This is a genomic window from Pseudomonas sp. GW821-FHT12A04 (assembly GCF_058807755.1).
This window is the reverse complement of the sequence record NZ_JBXAQZ010000017.1, coordinates 71,707-83,913: the sequence shown is the minus strand read 5'-3', so window position 1 is coordinate 83,913 and position 12,207 is coordinate 71,707. Positions and strand designations below refer to the sequence as shown.

11 protein-coding genes and 1 tRNA gene are annotated in these 12,207 nt (G+C 59.8%); 10 read left to right on the top strand and 2 right to left on the bottom strand.

Going from position 1 to position 12,207, the window contains the following annotated elements:
- Positions 1-5 precede the first annotated feature (5 nt).
- The 4 genes from AC1RS8_RS24795 (at position 6) to AC1RS8_RS24780 (ending at position 1,889) form a co-directional block, all read left to right on the top strand.
- A tRNA-Ile gene (locus tag AC1RS8_RS24795) sits at positions 6-82 on the top strand.
- 397 nt (positions 83-479) lie between these two features.
- Positions 480-800 carry a DUF3077 domain-containing protein gene (locus AC1RS8_RS24790; protein ID WP_489339337.1) on the top strand — a complete coding sequence of 107 codons (321 nt, stop codon included), beginning with the start codon at positions 480-482 and terminating at the stop codon, positions 798-800.
- A 68-nt stretch (positions 801-868) separates the two neighbouring features.
- Complete coding sequence (locus AC1RS8_RS24785) at positions 869-1,471, top strand: nucleotidyltransferase domain-containing protein (RefSeq protein ID WP_057713049.1); 603 nt, start codon at positions 869-871, stop codon at positions 1,469-1,471.
- Positions 1,461-1,889 (top strand): hypothetical protein, encoded by a 429-nt coding sequence (locus tag AC1RS8_RS24780; RefSeq protein ID WP_489339338.1) that lies wholly within the window; start codon positions 1,461-1,463, stop codon positions 1,887-1,889. The genes AC1RS8_RS24785 and AC1RS8_RS24780 overlap by 11 nt, the downstream gene beginning before the upstream one ends.
- 15 nt (positions 1,890-1,904) lie before the next feature.
- Here AC1RS8_RS24780 and AC1RS8_RS24775 read toward each other — a convergent pair whose 3' ends face one another.
- Together AC1RS8_RS24775 and AC1RS8_RS24770 are read right to left on the bottom strand one after the other, a co-directional pair.
- Entirely contained in the window at positions 1,905-2,585 is a 681-nt protein-coding gene (locus AC1RS8_RS24775) for a zinc metalloprotease (RefSeq protein ID WP_489340650.1), read from the bottom strand.
- Positions 2,586-2,743: 158 nt separating this feature from the next.
- Positions 2,744-5,095 carry a glucose/quinate/shikimate family membrane-bound PQQ-dependent dehydrogenase gene (locus AC1RS8_RS24770; RefSeq protein ID WP_489339339.1) on the bottom strand — a complete coding sequence of 784 codons (2,352 nt, stop codon included), beginning with the start codon at positions 5,093-5,095 and terminating at the stop codon, positions 2,744-2,746.
- 185 nt (positions 5,096-5,280) lie between these two features.
- Here AC1RS8_RS24770 and AC1RS8_RS24765 point away from each other — a divergent pair, with 185 nt between their 5' ends.
- From AC1RS8_RS24765 to pqqB, 6 genes are all read left to right on the top strand, one after another.
- Entirely contained in the window at positions 5,281-5,742 is a 462-nt protein-coding gene (locus AC1RS8_RS24765; protein WP_223502307.1) for an Lrp/AsnC family transcriptional regulator, read from the top strand.
- A gap of 222 nt (positions 5,743-5,964) precedes the next feature.
- Positions 5,965-7,647: a flavin monoamine oxidase family protein gene (locus tag AC1RS8_RS24760; RefSeq protein WP_154861035.1), complete on the top strand. Its 1,683-nt coding sequence runs from the start codon at positions 5,965-5,967 to the stop codon at positions 7,645-7,647.
- Between the two features lie 12 nt (positions 7,648-7,659).
- On the top strand, positions 7,660-8,454 hold the full coding sequence (locus AC1RS8_RS24755) for a carbon-nitrogen hydrolase family protein (protein WP_489339340.1): 795 nt from the start codon (positions 7,660-7,662) through the stop codon (positions 8,452-8,454).
- A gap of 38 nt (positions 8,455-8,492) precedes the next feature.
- Complete coding sequence (gene pqqF, locus AC1RS8_RS24750) at positions 8,493-10,922, top strand: pyrroloquinoline quinone biosynthesis protein PqqF (RefSeq protein ID WP_489339341.1); 2,430 nt, start codon at positions 8,493-8,495, stop codon at positions 10,920-10,922.
- A gap of 158 nt (positions 10,923-11,080) precedes the next feature.
- Positions 11,081-11,155 carry a pyrroloquinoline quinone precursor peptide PqqA gene (gene pqqA, locus AC1RS8_RS24745; protein WP_003444522.1) on the top strand — a complete coding sequence of 25 codons (75 nt, stop codon included), beginning with the start codon at positions 11,081-11,083 and terminating at the stop codon, positions 11,153-11,155.
- Between the two features lie 81 nt (positions 11,156-11,236).
- Positions 11,237-12,148, top strand: coding sequence for a pyrroloquinoline quinone biosynthesis protein PqqB (gene pqqB, locus AC1RS8_RS24740; RefSeq protein ID WP_489339342.1), 912 nt, complete (start codon positions 11,237-11,239; stop codon positions 12,146-12,148).
- Positions 12,149-12,207: the final 59 nt, after the last annotated feature.

Sequence of the window (12,207 nt, the reverse complement as noted above, 5' to 3'; positions counted from 1 at the left end):
ACTGAGGGCCTATAGCTCAGTTGGTTAGAGCAGAGGACTCATAATCCTTTGGTCCACGGTTCAAGTCCGTGTGGGCCCACCAAACAAGAAAGCCGCGCAATGCGCGGCTTTTTCGTGCCTGGCGTTTAGTTTTGTTTACTTAAGCTCTCGCTTTATCGGATGACGCCCGCAGACCTTGTAGGCAAACTCCGAATCTTCTATTTGGGCACTTTGCCGCCTTGTTGCCCTTTTCTTCGACGGGATAGTCTCCGGACGTCGCTGACCATTCAGCGATCGGGCTTGGAAACCCGCCGAACTCTAGCCGCAACAGCGCCCTCATCACGATTGCTTGTATTGTGTGATCCTGAGTTATGACGGCTGTGCGTGGGACGCCTTCGGGCGTGCCGGTTCCTAGGTTCCCGGTTTTCCAACCTGCGTACAGCCGTCACCCATTCGCTTGGAAACGATTGTGGCGGCTCCTAGAACCCAGGAGTAAAACCATGACTGAAGCAGATTCACCCGCACCCTCAGACCTGAAAACCGCCGGCTTCACACCCTTCCTGTACCTCTCGGATCAACCTCTGTTCCACGTCTGCCGCAACGTCCCCATCGCCGACGCTCTGGCCCAAGCCTCCGACCTGCTGTTCCTCGCCAAGTCCCTCATCGTGGACGCCGCCTACTCCCAAGACTCCGACCGCCACGCCAGGGCCGCGCATTACCTGACGACGATGAGCAAAGCGGTGATTGATGATGTGGTAAAGGTGCTGACGCGCCGGCCTGTTCAAATGAGAAAGGAAGCAGACCCATCGAAAAACACATAATCACGACAAAGTTGATAATTCCCAAAAAGGGACCTATCGTTCCCTTTTTGGGACTTATAGAACCGACCATGCCTGCCATCCCGCTAAGCGATGCTCTCTTTACTGCCACCCAGCAAAAAGTGCTGGGCATGTTGTATGGCAAACCGGATCAGAGCTTCTATGCCAATGAAATATCCCGCTGGGCGCAGGTCGGCAAGGGCAGCCTGATGCGTGAGCTCGAGCGTCTGCATAGCGCAGGCATTCTCACCATGAGTCGACGGGGTAATCAGACGCACTACCAAGCCAACCCTGAGTGCCCCATCTATGCAGAACTGCTTGGGATAGTGCGTAAGACTTTTGGCATTGCAGAGCAGCTGCGTGCGGCCTTGACTCCGCTGAATGATCAGTTGGTATGGGCGTTCATCTATGGCTCCATTGCCAAGGGTAACGAGCACGCAGGCAGTGACATTGACCTGATGCTGATTGGTGAAAATCTCAGTTACAGCGACTTGATGGAACGGGTACTGCCCGTAGAGGAACAGCTTGGCCGCACCATTAACCCAACGCTCTACACACTGGTCGACTGGCAAACCAAGAAGGCGGCCGGCAACAGCTTTGTAGTGCGGGTTGAACAACAGGACAAAATTGATTTGATTGGCCACAATCCAGCAGAGGTAGCCGATGGGCAGTAACGAAAATCTGGAAAACCTGGTGCGTAGCGGCGGCCTCAAAGCCGAACCGCCAGATCGCAAGGAATGTGAAGGGCTGCTGAGATCGGCCACGGACCGCTTGAAGGATGCCCACAGTTCGGCCCTGTCCTTCGCCAGTCGCTTCGACCTCGCCTACAACGCCGCACATGCCCTGGCACTGACGGCCATGCGTCTGCAGGGTTTTCGCTCTGACCGCCGTTATCTGGTGTTTCAATGCCTTGTACATACTCTCGGTCTGAACAAAATCCAGGTACGCCTGTTTGCGCTTTGTCACGAGCGCCGCAATCTGGCTGAGTACGAAGGTTATATGGATGTAGACGAAACCCTTCTGGCTGAGCTACTAGGGGCGACTGATGCACTGTTGCTACGGGTGCAAGACGCAATGTTTGATAGCAAGTAACACTTCAGCTCTTCGTTATTTCCAGTACTGAACGGCATCACTGCAACTGTCAGTCCAAACACGTAACGAAGGGATGGCCTGCACCACCCGCAACCGTTCCAGCATCAGCCCGGTGTACACAACCTCATACGTATCCGCCCCCCGCCCCCATTGCTCAACGAGCACCATGCCGTCGACCAATGTCGCCGCCAATTCGGCAATCGTCCCGGCCTGATCTTCGATAATTCCTTGAGTCCGAATCCAAACCCGATCTGTCATCGCTTTGAGCTCCGCCGCTATCTGCTCAGACGACGCAGGATCGGTATCGGGGCAAGTGATATTACGCAGCAGATGCTGAAGCTCCCTGATTTTTGCGTAGTCTTGTTCCGCCCCCTGCCCGCCTTTGAGGATGGCTGTGGCTTTCAGCTTATCGACGCGTTTGGCGGCTGAAGTTTTTGAAGGGAGTGTCTGCGCCATTGCGCCAGCCAGGAGCACCATCATCCGGGCTTCCAGATGCTCCTTCATGGCTTCCATCGACGAAATGGGGCGCACCAACGTAATGGAGGCCCCTCCCTGGTGCCGCAAATCCTTGGTCACTGTCAGGGTGACGCCGCCCGTTTGAAATCCCAGGAAGCGGGCCACCACGTAGTGCCCCATTTCGTGATGAGCGATCTGCAAGGCACGGTCGCGTACTGCGGGAGGCAGCTTCCTCGTCATTTCCATTGCATCTGAACCTTCGTTCTAGCATTCGACTACGAGTAACTCTAGCTCCCCGCGCACTGTGGGAGCGAGCCTGCTCGCGATGGATTTGAAAGCACCGCGCCCATTCAGACAGCACGCGTTATCGTTCACGACCTTCGCGAGCGAGCTCGCTCCTACGGCAAAGCATAGGCAATCACATAATCCCCACGATCGGTCGACTGCCGCGCACCACCCACCGTCAGCAGGATGTACTGCTTGCCGGTTTTCGGCGATACGTAAGTCATCGGCCCGGACTGGCTGCCCACTGGCAATCGCGATTTCCAGATTTCGTTGCCGTTGCCGGTGTCGAAGGCGCGCAGGTAGAAGTCCTGGGTGCCAGCGAAGAACAGCAGGCCCGACTGGGTGGCCAGCGATGCGCCGAGGGTCGGCATGCCGATCGGGATCGGCAGGTGCATGCGGATGCCCAGCGGGCCGGTGTCTTGCACGGTGCCGACCGGGACTTGCCACATCAGCTTGTGGGTCTTGAGGTCGATGGCCGACATGGTGCCGAACGGTGGTTTCTGGCACGGAATGCCGACCGCCGAGAGGAAGCGCTCGCGCATGGCGCCGAACGGCGTGCCTTCCTGCGGTACCACGCCCATTTCGATACCGCTGGCCCCGGCTTTGATCTTGTCGCGCGGGATCATGTAGTTGGCCAGGCCCAGGCGCATGTCGTTGACGAACATGTAGTGGGTGTTCGGATCAACCGAGACGCTGCCCCAGTTCATGCCGCCCAGCGAGCCCGGGAATTGCAGGGCGCGGTCCATGCCCGGCGGGGTGTAGACGCCTTCGTGACGCATGCCTTTGAACTGGATGCGGCACATCAACTGGTCAAACGGCGTGGCGCCCCACATGTCGGATTCGGTCAGGGTCTTGTTGCCGATTGACGGCATGTCGACCGAGAACGGCTGGGTTGGCGAGTAGCGTTCGCCGGGAACCTTGCCTTGCGGCACCGGGCGCTCTTCGACGCGGGCGATAGGCACGCCGGTTTCGCGGTTTAGCAGGAAGATTTCGCCCTGCTTGGTGACTTGCGCCAGGGCTGGCTGGGTGCCGCCCTTGTCGTCCGGCACGTCGTACAGCAGTGGCTGTGCCGGCAGGTCAAAGTCCCACAGGTCGTGGTGAGTGGTCTGGAAGTGCCAGCGTACCTGGCCGGTCTTCACATCGATAGCGACGATGGACGAGCTCCACTTGTCGTCGAACTCGGTACGTTGGCCGCCGAAGAAGTCTGGCGTCGCGTTGCCAGTCGGCAGGTACACCAGACCGAGCTTGGCGTCGTAGGACATGGCCGACCACACGTTCGGCGTGCCACGGGTGTAAGTCTCGCCGGCCGGTGGGCGTTTGGTGGTGTTCGGGTTGCCCGGGTCCCATGCCCATACCAGCTCACCACTGCGCACGTCGTAGGCACGCACCACGCCCGGCGGTTCGCCGGTGGAGTAGTTATCGGCCACGCGACCACCGACGATCACCACGTCCCCAGCGACCAATGGGGTCGAGGTTTGCTGGTAGTAACCGGGCTTTACTTCGCCCATGTCAGTGGTCAGGTCAACGGTGCCTTTGTTGCCGAACTCTTCGCAGGGCTTGCCGGTGTCGGCGTTAATGGCGATCAGACGCGCGTCGCCGGTCGGCAGAAACAGACGTTTCGTACAGGCGGTTGGCTGATTGTCCGAAGACACCGGGGTTTCGGAGTAGCCCAGGCCACGGCAACGCTGCCAGTTGGGCGCGGTGCCTTGCGGGTCGAACTTCCAGCGCTGGGCGCCGGTGTCGGCATCCAGGGCGAAGACTTTGCCGTAGGCGGTGCAGGAGTAGACGGTGTCACCGATTTGCAGTGGAGTGTTCTGGTCTTCGGCGCCGGCACCGGTGCTTTGCGGAATATCGCCGGTGCGGAAGGTCCAGGCGACCTGCAATTTGTCGATGTTGCCCTTGTTGATCTGGTCCAGGGCGGCAAAGCGATTACCGGCGGTAGTGTTGCCCCAGTGCGCCCAGTCTTTCTGTTCGGTGCCCGGAGTGATCGGCGTTACCGCAGGTTCGGTGATGGCCTTGACCACGTGGGTCGGCACGAACATGTAGGCCATCGTCGCAACGACTGCAACACCCAAAATGCCAGCCAGACCGTAGGCGCCACGCCCGCCGGTCGCGCCCGAAGCACGGACCAGGGTCGGATAGATCAGCGCCACAACCAGACCGATCACGGCAAAGGTCAGTATCCGTGAGACCAGCGGCCAGTATTCGAGGCCCGCATCCCAAACGGCCCAAATCGCAGTGAGGACCAACGCCACACCATACAGCCAGGCGCCGAGCGGCTTGCGCCGGGCAATCATCAACCCGGACGCCAGCATCGCCAGCCCCATCAGCAGGAAATACCAACTGCCACCCAGCGCGATCAGATAGCCACCGCCACCGGCCAGGCCGAGCCCGATCAGTGCAATCAGCACACCCAGCCCCGCCAGCAACCATTTACTGCCGGCGGCAGCCCCAGAATTGTTCATGTCGGAAATTTTCCCCATTTGTGACAAGGGCGGAATAATGTACTACCTAGTTACTTATGGCAATTTGTCGCAGACAAAAATGTCATGAACGGTATTGAGGCTAGATCACATCTCCGTCGCGAGCGTCCTGCAGAAACTGCCTGTAACATGCTTGCGCACTGATCCATGCCGCTGGAGACAACCCTTTGTCTGACACTCGCACGCCTGTTCTCGATGAAATCGACCGCCAACTGATTGCCGCCCTGCAGATCAACGCCCGCGAGAGCGTGGCCATGCTCGCCCGGCAATTGGGCATTGCCCGCACCACAGTGACTTCGCGTCTGGCACGGCTGGAAAAGGCCAAGGTGATCACCGGTTACGGTGTTCGCCTCGGGCAGCGGGTGGTGGATGGCGGGTTGCAGGCGTATGTGGGGATCACCGTGCAACCACGCTCCGGCAAGGAGGTGCTGCGGCGCCTGAGCGCGATGGCGCAGGTGCAGCAGTTGTGTGCGGTGAGTGGCGAATTTGATTATGTGGCGTGGTTGCGCACCGATTCGCCGGAGCAGCTGGATCAGTTGCTGGACCAGATTGGCAGTGTGGATGGGGTGGAGAAGACCACGACTTCGATCATCTTGAGCAGCAAGATTGATCGGGGGCAGCCGGTTTGAGTTTCTGCCTGTAGTTTTTTGGGTGCCAGAGCTGGCCTCTTCGCGGGCAAGCCCGCTCCCACAGTGGTCAGTGTGTATTGATAGATCGTCATACTGATCAAACAAATAGCAAAATGACGACACTTTGCGTCTTATTAACGTGTTCCGTGCTCTCTAGAATGGCTGGCATCTTTTCCTATACTCAGATGCGCATTGCGCGTCGGGTCGCCAGCAAGGTCAGCCATGAACAAGAACAATCGCCATCCTGCAGACGGTAAGAAACCAGTCACCATTTTCGGCCCGGACTTTCCTTTCGCCTTCGACGACTGGATCGAACACCCGGCCGGGCTGGGCAGTATTCCCGAGCACAATCACGGTGCCGAAGTGGCGATTGTCGGCGGCGGGATCGCCGGCCTGGTGGCGGCGTATGAGTTGATGAAGCTGGGCCTGAAACCGGTCGTCTACGAAGCTTCGAAAATGGGTGGCCGTCTGCGCTCCCAGGCATTCAATGGCGCCGAAGGCATCGTTGCCGAACTGGGCGGGATGCGCTTCCCGGTGTCGTCAACCGCGTTCTATCACTACGTCGACAAACTGGGTCTGGAAACCAAACCTTTTCCCAACCCGCTTACGCCCGCGTCGGGCAGCACGGTGATCGACCTCGAAGGTCAGACCCATTACGCACAGAAGCTGTCGGACCTTCCTGCACTGTTCCAGGAAGTGGCTGACGCCTGGGCCGATGCCCTGGAAGCCGGCTCGCAGTTCTCCGATATCCAGCAAGCCATTCGCGACCGCGACGTACCACGCCTCAAGGAACTGTGGAACACCCTGGTGCCGCTGTGGGACGACCGCACCTTCTACGACTTCGTTGCCACCTCCAAGGCGTTCGCCAAGCTCTCGTTCCATCACCGTGAAGTGTTCGGCCAAGTCGGTTTCGGCACCGGCGGCTGGGATTCGGACTTCCCGAACTCGATGCTGGAAATCTTCCGCGTGGTGATGACCAACTGCGACGACCACCAGCACCTGGTGGTCGGCGGCGTGGAACAGGTGCCACAAGGCATCTGGCGCCATGTGCCGGAGCGTTGCGCGCATTGGCCGGTCGGCACCAGCCTCAGCTCGCTGCACAACGGCGCACCGCGTACCGGCGTGAAGAAGATTGCCCACGCGCCGGGCGGCCGTTTCGCCGTCACCGACAACTGGGGCGACACCCGCGAGTACGCCGCGGTGCTGACCACCTGCCAGAGCTGGCTGCTGACCACCCAGATCGAATGCGACGAAACCCTGTTCTCGCAAAAAATGTGGATGGCTTTGGACCGCACCCGCTACATGCAGTCGTCGAAGACTTTCGTGATGGTCGACCGCCCGTTCTGGAAGGACAAGGATCCGGAAACCGGCCGCGACCTGATGAGCATGACCCTCACCGACCGCTTGACCCGTGGCACTTATCTGTTCGACAACGGCGACGACAAGCCGGGGGTGATCTGCCTGTCGTACTCGTGGATGAGCGACGCGCTGAAAATGCTGCCCCAACCGGTGGAAAAACGCGTGAAACTGGCGCTGGATGCACTGAAAAAGATCTACCCGAAAGTCGACATCGCCGCGCGGATCATCGGCGACCCGATCACCGTTTCGTGGGAAGCCGACCCGCATTTCCTCGGCGCGTTCAAAGGCGCCCTGCCCGGCCACTACCGCTACAACCAACGCATGTACGCCCACTTCATGCAGGACGACATGCCAGCCGAACAGCGCGGGATCTTCATCGCCGGTGACGACGTTTCGTGGACACCGGCCTGGGTTGAGGGTGCGGTACAGACCTCGCTCAACGCGGTGTGGGGCATCATGAAACATTTCGGCGGTGCAACTCACGCCGAGAATCCGGGTCCAGGAGATGTGTTCAACGAGATCGGACCGATCGCCCTGCCCGAGTAAGAGGAATCTGAAATGCGCGTAGCCCTTTACCAATGTCCGCCGCTGCCCCTGGATGTCGCCGGCAACCTGCAACGCTTGCAGCAGCTTGCGCTGGAGGCAAAAGGCGCCGATCTGCTGGTGCTGCCGGAGATGTTCCTGACTGGCTACAACATCGGCGTCGATGCCGTCAGCGTGCTGGCGGAGGTGTACAACGGTGAGTCGGCGCAGCAGGTTGCGCGCATTGCCAAGGCTGCCGGGATCGCCATTTTGTATGGCTATCCCGAGCGCACCGAGGACGGACAGATCTACAACGCCGTGCAGTTGATCGACGCTGACGGCGAGCGCGTCTGCAACTACCGCAAAACCCATCTATTCGGCGATCTGGATCACTCGATGTTCAGCGCAGGTTCCGACGAGTTTCCCATCGTTGAGCTCAACGGCTGGAAGCTCGGTTTCCTGATCTGCTACGACCTGGAATTTCCGGAGAACGCCCGACGCCTGGCCCTGGCCGGTGCCGAGCTGATCCTGGTGCCGACTGCGAACATGATTCCGTTCGATTTCGTCGCCGATGTCACCGTGCGCGCCCGTGCCTTCGAAAACCAGTGCTACGTGGCTTATGCCAATTACTGTGGGCACGAAGGCGACATCCACTACTGCGGCCAGAGCAGCATCGCTGCGCCGGATGGCAGTCGCATCGCTCAGGCGGGACTGGATGAATCGCTGATTGTCGGTGAGCTGGATCGACAGTTGATGGTCGATTCCCGCGCCGCCAATCGCTACCTCCTCGATCGCCGCCCCGAGCTTTACGGCGAGCTGAACAAGTCCTAATCCGCTAGCATTGGCACTTCACTGTTCTGGAAGTGCCCATGCCCGCGCTGAATCACCCTCGCCCCCACACTGAAACCCTGGCCAATGGCCTGCAGGTGACGCTGCGTCATGCCCCGAATTTGAAGCGTTGCGCAGCAGCGTTGCGGGTGGCCGCGGGCAGCCATGATGTGCCGCTGGCGTGGCCCGGTCTGGCGCATTTTCTTGAGCATCTGCTGTTTCTGGGGACTGAGCGTTTTCCTGTCGGGCAAGGGTTGATGGCCTACGTCCAGAGTCATGGCGGCCAGGTAAACGCGCGGACCGGCGAACGCACCACGGACTACTTTTTCGAACTGCCACCCCAGGCGTTTGCCGGTGGGCTGGAGCGTCTGTCAGACATGCTCGCCCATCCGCGTATGAACCCGGACGACCAGCAGCGGGAACGGGAAGTGCTGCAGGCAGAGTTTGTCGCCTGGTCGCAGGATGCCAAGGCGCAGCAGCAATTTGCACTGTTCAATGGCTTGGCCGAGGCTCATCCACTACGGGGTTTTCATGCCGGCAATCGCGACAGTCTGCCGCTGCAACAACCCGAGTTTCAGCAGGCGCTGCAGGATTTTTATCAGCGGTTTTACCAGACCGGGCAAATGACCTTGAGCCTGGCCGGGCCACAGAGCCTCGTTGAGTTGAAGGCAATGGCCGAAGCCTTTGGCAGTGTCATTGCCAAAGGCCAGACAGCCACTCAACTGCCCCCAGTACCGCTGATGGACGCCTCAACCAACAGTTATCAACAGACTGGCGAGCGACGCCTGGATCTGCTGTTTGCCCTTGAAGTGCTACCCGATTTCTCTGCCGATGCGTTGGCGTTCCTGTGCCACTGGCTGAACCTGGCAAAACCCGGTGGCTTAATGGCGGACCTGCGCGAGCGCGGGCTGGCCGATCACCTCAAAGCCCAGCCGCTGTACCAGTTCGCCGGGCAAGCCTTGCTGCATATCGAATTCACCCTGCCCACCGCAGACCCGGCTTCAGGCATCCACGAACGCTTGATGGACTGGCTCGGTTTCTTTGCCGCGCAAGACTGGAGCCGATTGCGCGAAGAGTACGCCACCCTGCTCCAGCGCCAACAGCAAGTCAGCGGCGCCTTGCAACTGGCCCGACTGGACAGCGAACAACGCGAAGTCGGGTTATCCGAGCCGGGTGTTACCGCCCTCAAGCAAATCCTTCAACAAATCGGCGCTGTGGATAACTTCAGCGGCCCATGGCAATTGCCGGCCCCCAACCCGTTCTTGTGCTCCGAAGCACCGGCAGCCAACGCCGGATTGATTCGCGGCCAGACCAGCGCCCACCGAGGCCTGCGCACTTTTGCCCAGGACCGTTCGCGCAGCCGTCGTGAACGTTCGCCGATGCAATTCAGCCAGGCATGGCCGGACAACGGTGCTGAAGGCGCGATTTATCTGCGCTGGCGTCTGGACTCGGCTCCCGGTAGTCACCTTCAATCACGGCTGGAAAACCACCTGCAACCGTTGCGCGAAGACGCGCACCAGGCCGGTGTGGAATTTTCCTTCAGTGCATCGGGCAACGAATGGCTGCTCAAACTGAACGGGCTACAGGAGCCGATGCCCAGCGTCCTGGAGCATGCGCTGAAAGAACTGACAAAACCTGACGCCGCTGTCTCACAAGCCGAATCGACGAGCGTTGCGCCAATACCGATTCGACAACTGCTCAAGGCATTACCCGAATACTGCCTCGGGCAGTCCGCGAACTCGGATGACGTGCAACCTCTCTGGTCGAGTGCGCGATGGGATGGGCTGGCCATCGGGTTATCGGCTCAGACTCAAGCGGCCATGGGCCTGGCCTTGAGCCGCATACCCGGCACGCCGGACAATCAACTGACGCCGCCCTCTTCGATCCTTGCACGGCATCTGTGGAGCACTGTCGATACCGCCTCCAGCGAGCACGCGTTGCTGCTGTTCTGTCCTGCAGCCACCCAGGAAATGGCCGACGAAGCCGCGTGGCGTTTGCTCGCGCATGTCTGCCAGACACCGTTCTACCAACGCCTGCGGGTGGAGTTGCAACTCGGCTATGCGGTGTTCAGCGCCCTGCGGCAGATTCACGGGCAAACCGGGGTGCTGTTCGGCGTGCAATCGCCAAGCGTTGCGCCTGTGGAGCTGCTGCAACACATCGAGCAATTCCTGAATCGATTGCCGGACCTGATCAACGCACTCGACGACACCACCTTCAACGCTCAACGCCAGGCCCTGGCGGATCAGTTTTGCAGCGCTGCGCTCACCACGGCTCAAGCGGCCGAATTGCTCTGGCAAGGCAAACTGGCCGGCCGCTCGTCGGATTATCTGACGCACTTGCCCGAGGCCATTGTGCACATTGACCGGACCGGTCTACTGGCTGCGGCCCAACGCCTGAATCAGGCCGAAGGCGGCTGGCTGTGCCTTGCCAACAGCGTTACCCCAGGCGCGCCATGGCAAGCGGCAAAATGATCATTACCGGGGCTGCAAGGAGCTTTCTCAAAGTTTCACGGGCAATTTCTTTGAAATTTTGAGTAACATAGCAACCTAACTATCTGGAACCTCTCTGATTTGAGGTGGACTATACCTATAGATAGCGCTGTCCTACCCTACCTGAAGGAGTTCAATTTATGGCCTGGACCAAACCGGCTTACACCGACCTGCGTATTGGCTTTGAAGTCACCATGTACTTCGCAAGCCGCTAATCTCAGCTTTGGCAGAGATGCAGCACAACGCCTCGGTTATCCGAGGCGTTTTATTTTCAGCGTTGAAATGATGGAGCGTCCATGTTTGTCCAGATTCTAGGTTCCGCTGCCGGCGGCGGCTTCCCCCAGTGGAACTGCAACTGCGTGAACTGCGCGGGCTTTCGCGACGGCAGCCTGCGGGCCAAGGCGCGGACGCAATCGTCCATCGCGATTTCCGATGACGGCGTGAGCTGGGTGCTGTGCAATACTTCCCCGGACATCCGCGCCCAACTCCAGGGCTTCGCCCCGATGCAGCCGGGCCGCGCCCTTCGCGATACCGGGATCGGCGCAATCATCCTGATGGACAGCCAGATCGACCACACCACCGGCCTGCTCATGTTGCGCGAAGGGTGCCCGCATCAGGTCTGGTGCACCGACATGGTCCATGAAGACCTGAGCACCGGATTTCCGCTGTTCACCATGCTCAACCACTGGAATGGCGGGCTGACCTGGAATCGCATCGAACTCGACCAGAACTTCAGCGTACCGGCATGCCCGAACCTGCGCTTCACCCCGCTGCCGTTGCGCAGTGCCGCGCCGCCGTACTCACCACACCGCTTCGACCCCCATCCGGGCGACAACATCGGCCTGATCGTCGAAGACCTCAACACCGGCGGCAAACTGTTCTACGCACCGGGCTTGGGCAAGGTGGATGCAGGGCTTCTGGAAATCATGGCCGGCAGCGATTGCCTGCTGGTCGATGGAACGTTGTGGGATGACGATGAAATGCAGCGTCGCGGCGTCGGCACCCGCACCGGTCGCGAGATGGGACACCTGGCGCAGAACGGCCCCGGTGGCATGCTCGAAGTGCTTGAGCAATTGCCCAACCAGCGCAAAGTACTTATCCACATCAACAACACCAACCCGATTCTCGATGAAGACTCGCCAGAACGCGCGGAACTGGATCGGCGTCAGATTGAAGTGGCGTATGACGGCATGAGTATTGTGCTGTAGCGGATGGCCCTATCGCGAGCAAGCTCGCTCCCACAGTTGACCGCATTCCCCTGTGGGAG